4 protein-coding genes are annotated in these 9,002 nt (G+C 40.0%); all 4 read left to right on the top strand.

All coding sequences use genetic code 11. From position 1 onward, the window contains the following. A partial coding sequence (locus ABZB17_RS16615; RefSeq protein WP_372651719.1) for an alpha-amylase family glycosyl hydrolase occupies window positions 1–1,291 on the top strand: 1,291 nt, incomplete at its 5' end. Window positions 1,292–2,036: 745 nt separating this feature from the next. Further along, window positions 2,037–5,240 carry a SusC/RagA family TonB-linked outer membrane protein gene (locus ABZB17_RS16610; protein ID WP_372651717.1) on the top strand — a complete coding sequence of 1,068 codons (3,204 nt, stop codon included), beginning with the start codon at window positions 2,037–2,039 and terminating at the stop codon, window positions 5,238–5,240. A 53-nt stretch (window positions 5,241–5,293) separates the two neighbouring features. Next, entirely contained in the window at window positions 5,294–7,318 is a 2,025-nt protein-coding gene (locus tag ABZB17_RS16605) for a RagB/SusD family nutrient uptake outer membrane protein (RefSeq protein WP_372651714.1), read from the top strand. Between the two features lie 618 nt (window positions 7,319–7,936). Further along, the coding region (locus ABZB17_RS16600; protein ID WP_372651711.1) for a Gfo/Idh/MocA family protein at window positions 7,937–9,002 on the top strand (1,066 nt) is incomplete at its 3' end.

Below are 9,002 nucleotides of genomic sequence, written 5' to 3'. Positions count from 1 at the left end.
TTATTACATCCCCGGCGAAGCCTTTCAGGTGCCGGAATTTTTGAACGGTTACCAACCTTTGGGAGGCGATGATCACCCGCTTTCGGATGGAAAGTTTGATGAAAATCCGGCCAAGTGGACCGGTAATGGCGCACGCCTAGCGCAACCCGGATTTTATGACTGGTACGAAACAGTAAAAGTAAATTATGGTGTAAAACCCGATGGAACTTATGATTTCGATGTGTTGCCTGAAGGTTTTGACAGGGAAGGTTATAAAGCTCATTTTGAATTTTGGCAAGATAAAGATGTGCCGGATTCGTGGACGAAGTTCAGGGATATTGCTATTTACTGGATGGAAAAAGGAGTGGATGGTTTTCGTTATGATATGGCTGAAATGGTTCCGGTGGAATTCTGGAGTTACATGAACTCTGCATTGAAAATGAAAAATCCTGATGCTTTTCTACTGGCAGAAGTTTATAATCCGGCCCTTTACCGCGATTATATCCACAAAGGGAAAATGGATTACCTGTACGACAAAGTGGAATTGTACGACACGCTGAAACACGTTATGCAGGGGCATGGAAGCACTGATAATTTGCCAGCGATTTACGATGGACTGGAAGATATTGAACATCACATGTTGCACTTTTTGGAAAATCACGACGAGCAACGTATTGCCAGTGTCGATTTTGCCGGAAAAGCTGAAAAAGGGAAACCGGCGATGGTGGTTTCAACCTGTTTGAGTACTTCGCCAACCATGATTTATTTTGGACAAAATGTGGGCGAACCCGGCGATGGCGATAGGGGATTTGGCGATGAAACACGAACTTCGATTTTTGATTACTGCGGTGTACCGGCACATCAACGTTGGATGAATAATGGAGAATTTGATGGAGGTCAGTCAACACCGGAAGAAAAAGAATTAAACGAATTCTATAAAACGCTACTGAGTTTCTCCGCCCAATCGGCAGCATTGATGGGCAAATACAAAGAAATTCACTCGTACAATAGGCAAAATACAGAAGGATACACCGACAAGGTATTTTCTTTCGTGCGTTGGCAAGGCGATAACCGTTTGATTGTGGTGAGTAACTTCGAAGAAGTTTCGCACAAGTTTCAATTGAAACTGGATGAAAAAACACTAAAGGCCATGCATTTAACTGACGGTTTGTATAACCTGACTGACCACCTTGGAAGCGGAAAAGAATTTATACTGGAGGTGAAAAACGGAAAAGGTAAGGTTGAACTGGAATTGGCAGGACTCGAATCATTCATATTGAAAATGGATGTGCTATCAGATGTCTCAGAATAATTTAAAAAAATTAAAATATATATGTTGCTCTCAACGCGCTTAGCGCATAAAATACGACAGAGATAACAGGACTAATTCTGCGGATATCAGCGGAATCTGCGAGAAATTTCCTGGTGTTCAAACAAAAAAAAATACAATTCGATAAACCTTTTTAACCAACTGGTGTTTTACTGTTACAAATCTTTTTTCATAAAGATTTACATACCATAAAAGATGGTTTGGTTTTTGGTTTAGTTTAGGTTTAGGTTGATTGAGAAAGGGCTGGTTATTGAACCGGCCTTTCGTTTTTTATGGCATCTTCTACGTTTTAAAAGATATAATATGCTGTTAAAGAGCATGTTTTTATATTTGGATTCCTGCGTTCAATAACATTATTTTGTTAAATCGTTAACGTTAACGCAACGAAAAACTAAACTTATTTATACTTTTTTAAACTAAACTCTAACAAAACTTGACTTATGAAAAAAGAACTTAAATCCAATTTTGGCTGTTTGCATGATTTAATAAAGTTAGCACCAAAAAGCAGGTAAAAAATTTCTACCCCATTATACATTAGTATTTTATTCGTTACCATTTTCATTAATCTGAAATAGATCAGATTGGGACACGAATCAATCCGTTAACGCACACGGATTTTGCTAAAGTGTAAAGGTTTATGTTCAGAAAATAGTTACTGAAGCTGTATTCGACATAAAATTAATTGCTTATAAATATCTATTTATTTACTAATTAAACACTAAAACGTATGAAAAAAAGCAAGACAAAAAGAACTTTGTTTAGTTTGCCAACGGTAAGTTTAACAAGGTTATTTTTAGTTGGGATTTTTCTGATCTCTCAACTTGGGGCATTTGCCCAGCAAAAAACGCTCACAGGTACTGTAAATGATGCCAATGGTGCTCCTATCGTTGGAGCTACAATTGTTGTAAAAGGTACCACAATCGGAACAGTCACAAATGTCGATGGGGAATACACCCTGTCTGAAGTTCCAGACAATGCCACAATTGCCTTCTCATTTGTTGGAATGAAAACCCAGGAAATTGTGGTTGGGGATCAAACCAATATTGATGTAGCAATGGAAGTTGATGCAATTGGTTTAGAAGAAGTTGTAGCTATTGGTTACGGTACCCAGCGAAAAAAGGACATGACTGGTTCTATTGTTAGTGTAAACACAGAAGAGATGGAAAAATTTCAGCCATCAAACGTTCAGGAATTGTTACGCGGAGCTGTACCCGGATTACAAATGGGTTACAGCACAAGTGCAAAAGATGCTCCTGAATTTTTTATTCGTGGTGACAATACAATTAAAGCTGATAATGATGCTGAAAAATCAGCAAACCGTCCGCTTATTGTACTGGACGGAGTAATTTTTAATGGTGACATTGCTGAAATTAATGTTAACGATATTGAATCTGTGGATGTATTGAAAGATGCAAGTGCAGCTTCTATTTACGGTTCGCGTGCCTCCAACGGTGTAATTGTGTTCACCACCAAAAAAGGGAAATTGGGAAAAGCAACGATTACTGCCAGCGCTCAATGGGGGCTTGTTACCCGCGGAAAACATTTTGAGTCATATAATGCCGGCGAGGTGTTTGACTGGCTGATTGATATGAATGAATCAATTAACAGTTTGACACAAGATCCATGGTCGAAATATGAAAATTATAATGACGTGCCTGCCGAATACCAGGACGACTGGCTGGACGCCAACGGAATTCCCGGAGAAACAAATCCTGATGCAATAACAGAAGCATGGCTCGACCAGTTTAATTTTGAACCCAACGAAAAAGAAAATTACTTTTTGGGCAGGGGATTTGATTGGGATGAATTGATGTTTCATACCGGTCAACGCCAGGATTATAACCTGAGTGTTTCCGGACGGAGTCAAACTGTGTCTTATTACTGGTCGCTTGGTTATGTCGACAATGAATCGGTTCAGGTTGGAGAAACGTTTAAAACCGTTACATCCCGTTTAAACCTGGATGTGAAAGCAACCAATTTTCTTAACATTGGAATAAATGCCAACTTTGCTTACCAGGATGAAGGGCAAGTACCAATTGACAATGGTGGATATTACACGTCTTCGCCTTATGATTCTCCATGGAAAAATATTGTATACAACGAAAATATGCCAACGATCGGTGACTTGCCTAACAGGTATCCGAGGGAATACTTAAAAACAGCGGGTGCAGGTTCAAACCGCGGAAATCCGTTTTTGAATCCTGCCTATACAACAAGGGAATACGACCGTTACCGGATTTTTCCAACCATGTATGCAAAGCTTACTCTCCCCGCTGGTTTTACAATAACTTCAAGGTTTACCACCCGTTTGGATTTCCGGAAAAGACTGTATTATGAAGACAGTGCTAATCCAAATTTCAACCACGGAGGTTTTGCAAGAAGAGAGCATAATCAGGGTTTTGAGTGGCAAATGGATAACATAATTAACTGGAGCAAAGAATTTGGAGAGCACCGTTTGGATTTTACCGGTTTAATAAACGCAGAAAAAAACAAGTTATGGTATACCAGGGCTCAAGCTGAGCAGTTCTCACCAACTGAAGCACTCGGATGGGCCGGGTTAGCATTTGGTCTTGCTCCTTCAGTTGATTCAGATGACCAGGTGATAACAAGGGATGCCCTTATGGGACGTTTGAATTATGCATTTAGCAACCGTTATAATCTTTCAGCTTCAGTCCGTCAGGATGGTTATTCGCGATTTGGTTCTGATACAAAACGTGCAGTATTCCCATCAGTTTCCGGTGCCTGGACAATTTCAAACGAAAGTTTTATGGAGGGTGCACCTACGTGGCTTTCGTTCCTGAAACTTCGTGCAAGCTGGGGGGTAAATGGTAACAGTAGTGGTTTAGGGGCATATGCCGCTTATGCCACACTTAGCGACAATAAATACCTGAACTATGATGGTGGTTACTTTACTGCTCCGTACTTATACATTAACCGAATGGCCAATCCAACCCTTGCCTGGGAAAAAAACAAGTCATACAATTATGCGGTAGACTATGGTTTTTGGGACGGAAGAGTAAGAGGTTCTATTGATGTTTATTTCTCAGAAACCACCGATCTTCTATTAGATAAAAAGTTACCTGTGCTTACCGGATTTGAAACCATCACAACGAATGTAGGAAGTTTGAAAAACCGTGGTGTTGAATTGTCGGTTAATACTATCAATATCGAGAATTCTGATTTCAAATGGACATCTAATTTCAATCTTAGTTACAACAACAATGAAATCGTATCGTTAACAGGCGAGAAAGTTGAAATGGTTGATGAGGATGGAAACACCTACATGGCCGAGCCGGATGATATTTCGAACGGCTGGTTTATAGGCGAAAATAAAGACGTAATCTACGATTACGAATTAGACGGTGTTTATAAAATTGGTGAAGAAGAAGAAGCTGCTAAATATGGATTGTATCCGGGTGATTTTAGATATGTTGATCAAAACGGCGATGGAACAATCAATTCAAAAGACAGAGTTTTCCAGGGAAATTCTGCCCCTCCATGGTATGGCTCGTTTATCAATAACTTTACTTACAAAGATTTTGATTTAGGCGTAATGCTTTTGGCAAAATTAGGTTATAAAGGCGGTTCACAATGGCCATTTAATAACCAGCAGGAATACATTAAAAACCGCAACTGGTATAAAATTCCTTACTGGACTCCGAATAACCAGATTGACAATGGAGCCAGAATTAATTCAATTAACCTGGCAGGTGCTCAATACTACGAAAATCGCTCATACCTGAGGATTCAAAATATCTCTCTGGGATATAATGTTCCATCTCGATGGCTTAATGCGATCAACGGTAGTAGCGCTCGTGTTGCATTTACCATTGAAAATGCTGCAGTGTTCACTAAATGGAATGATGGCGATCCTGAATCAACAAGAGAAATGCCAAGAACCTATTCATTTAGTATAAACTTTGCAATGTAATTGAAAAAGGATGTAATTTTATAGAGAGTACTTATAATTGAAAATTATTTGAAATGAAAAGAACAAGAAATATATCGAGTTTAATATTGGTTCTAATATTGAGCTTAACAATGTCTTGCGATGAGGAATTTCTGCAGCAAGACCCATTATCAACTCTAAGCCCTGAGAATACCTTTGTTAATGCAGCGGGCTTACAAACCGCGTTAGACGCATCTCTTAAAGGTATTTTTAATCAGTGGAACGGCGATACCCGCGAGTTGATGTTTAATCACAATATGGGTGAAACAACCGTTATTGCCGCTACTGACAAACCTGACTCACCAGGAGTTGATATGAGAATTTATGCTACTCCGCAAAATACAAGGAACAATGATGCAGGACGTATGTTGAATTTTTATATCGAAAGTTACAAGCAAATTAAAAATGCCAATACAGTAATCGATAACATAAACATTCCTGATTGGGAGGGTGGCGCTAGTAATCCTGAAAGAAACGACTTGTTGGGAAGAGCCTACTTTGCCCGCGCGTTCTTCTTTATGCAGCTTACCATGCAATTTGGAAATGTTGCAGTGCCATTAACTGTTATATCTGAAGCAAGACAAGATTTTAAAGCCTTCTACCAACAGGGAATATGGGATCAGATGATTGCCGACCTTGAATGGGCAGAACAATGGGTAAAACCCAAAAGTCAGCTACCCATTGGCCAGCCACCGGTTGATGCAATAAGAATACTGCTTGCCAAGTATTACACATTAAATGCAAGATTTGCAGATGCAGAAGCGATGATGACAAAGGTGATTGATGATCCGGAATCACATCTGTTTACACAGGCGGATGTTGATGCTTCAGGGGTTGATTTTGTTCAGGTGGGTAATAATCAAAATCCATACACTGGTGAACTAATTCCGGGATGGGATTGTAATCAGCCTGCTGACCCTGTAAATCTTCTTCATACAGCAGCAAATGATAACAGAGTAAAAAACCCGGAAGGCATTTTTACAGTTGTGAATGAAGAAGGATGGTCAGGCTCCGGCGGTCAGGGAAGATCAGCACGTATTCGTGCATGGGGTCCCTGGTATGTTAGTACAAACAAAGGTATTAAAGCTCCTCCATTAGGAGCAAAACCCGGAATGAACATACAACAGAATGAAATAACGAAACAAATGCATAAATGGGGACGTGGAGTAGGATTTACCCGCCCAACAAATTATGCAGAATATGAAATCTGGAACGTGGACGGAGAAGACGACCGTCAGGACTACCGTCACAAAAGAGGAAACTGGGTTGACATGGATATGATGATTTATGACAATCCTGATCTTGAAGGAACAGAATGGTTTTTGAAAAATTTAAAACTTTATCATGATGATGTATTGTTGTGCGAAGATACCATTCGTTGCTGGTTTGGCTACCCGTTTTATAAATTCTATGCGCCAAACATTGAAGATAACGTAGCACGACAGGATGGCGGGAAAGCGGATATGTATATTTATCGTGAAGCTGAAGCTTACCTTTTAAGGGCCGAAGCTCGTATCTGGCAGAATAACTATGCCGGCGCGGCAGATGACATAAATGCAATTCGCGAACGTTCGAATTCAAAATACATGTATACTGTTGCCGATGTTCAGGCTGCAGGTATTGGAGCTGTTCTGGATGAACGTGCCCGTGAATTGTGGGGAGAGGAATACCGCCACGACGAATTGGTACGCATATCAGTAGCCTTTGCTAAATCAGGTAAACCATGTTATAATGGTAAAACCTATTCGTGGGACGGAGTTGACATGGAAAAATCATTATCTGCCGGCAGCTTTTACTACGACAGACAGATGGAAAAAAACAATTTCTTCAGAGATGAGATTCCTTGGGCAACCTATCCAACCACAAAATATACAATGGATCCAAAACATATTTGGTGGCCGGTATATGAAAATTATCTAATTGGTAATGTGGGTGCGGTTTTAAACCAAACTACCGGATACGATGGTTCTGAAAATAACATCGAGCCTCTTACTCATGTAGTGCAACCTGCGGGTGAACCAAATATTGACCCGATGGAGGCAATTGGAGAGGGAGAATAACCTGTATTATAACTCACCTGCTAAATTTAGCAGGTGAGTATTTTTTCAACTAAAGTAGAATTAAAAAAATCAACCGGTACGCGCAGTTTTTTTGCAGGATTATCATGTCGTTCGTCCCTATTCCTCAGGATCAGATCGACCGTTCATCAAACGAATATCCACAAAATGCTGGTTATCCGCTTTCTTAACAAAATAAAAACGGATCAGAGCTGTCGATAGTCAATGTTTGCTCTGATTAATTAGTTTGGTTAGATTTTTATGAAGGGATTGCAGTTTTCGGATTGCGATCCCTTTTAATTTTTCGTTTTTTATGGCATCTTCTACTCGTTCTTAAAAGCACAGGATTAGTAATTTAAAGGTTGGATTCTAGCCGAAATATTCTAACGACTTCCAATTCGTAAAAAGGTAAAGATCATATCAATAAGGTCAAATTGAGTTTTAGCTGATCCGGAGACTTAACGCAATCAAGAATTTCTGCTTTTATGCAACCAGCTAATTTTTATAATATGCTGAAAGGCATACGAATGTTGTTAATTCTTTGGAATAAAGTTAATAGATTTATATGCCGTTAGCGTTAACGGTATTCATTCACAAGTTAAACCAACATAAACCAATAAAATGAAAGAATCAAGAAGATCATTTATCAAAAAAACTGCTGCAGCAAGCTCTGTAGCCATTGTAGCACCAACAATTGTTTCAGCAAAAGTATTCGGTGCAAACGACCGTATTAATGCAGCCGTACTCGGATTGAACGGCCGTGGTAAAAGTCATGTTCAGGGATTTATGGCACAGGACAATGTTCAGGTTACTACTTTGTGTGATCCTGATATGAATATTCTTAAAAATAGACAGAAAGAGTTTAAAGAGAAGTACGGTGATAATGTGGCTTTAGAGCAAGACCTTCGCAGGGTGATGGACAACAAAGACATTGACGTGATTAGTATCGCTACGCCAAACCATTGGCATGCATTGTCTGTAATTTGGGCTTGTCAGGCCGGAAAAGACTGTTATGTTGAAAAGCCGGGTTCTCATAATATTTGGGAAGGCCGAAAAATGGTGGAAGCTGCCGAAAAGTACGATCGTATTGTTCAGCATGGAGTACAATTACGCAGTTCGCCGGCCGTAAATGAAGCTATTCAGTTAATGCGCGATGGTTATATCGGTCGTGTTTATATGGCGCGTGGTTTGGTTTTCCGTTGGAGAGGCGACATTGGCGACCAGGGATTTTCGGCTGTTCCCGATGGTTTGGACTACGACCTGTGGACCGGACCGGCACCTAAACGACCATTCACTAAAAACCTTGTGCATTACAACTGGCACTGGCACTGGGATTATGGAAACGGCGATGTGGGTAACCAGGGAATTCATGAAACCGATTTATGCATGTGGGGACTGGATGTTGGTTTACCTACAAAAATTACATCGATGGGGGGCAAATTCCTTTGGAACGATTGTAAAGAGGTACCTGAAGTGTTGACTTCAATTTATCATTATCCTGATGAAGATAAGATCATCCAGTTTGAAGTACGTCCGTGGTGTACCAATACCGAAGAAGGTGCAACTGTTGGTAATATTTTCTATGGCGAAAAAGGAATTATTGTAGTAGATGGTTACGATAAATACAAATCGTACTTGGGACGCAATAGGGAACCCGGAAAATCAGGCGACGATGGAGGTGTTGCAG

It is taken from the genome of Draconibacterium sp. (assembly GCF_041583095.1).
Taxonomy (GTDB): Bacteria; Bacteroidota; Bacteroidia; order Bacteroidales; family Prolixibacteraceae; genus Draconibacterium.
This window is presented reverse-complemented; position numbering and strand designations above follow the sequence as displayed.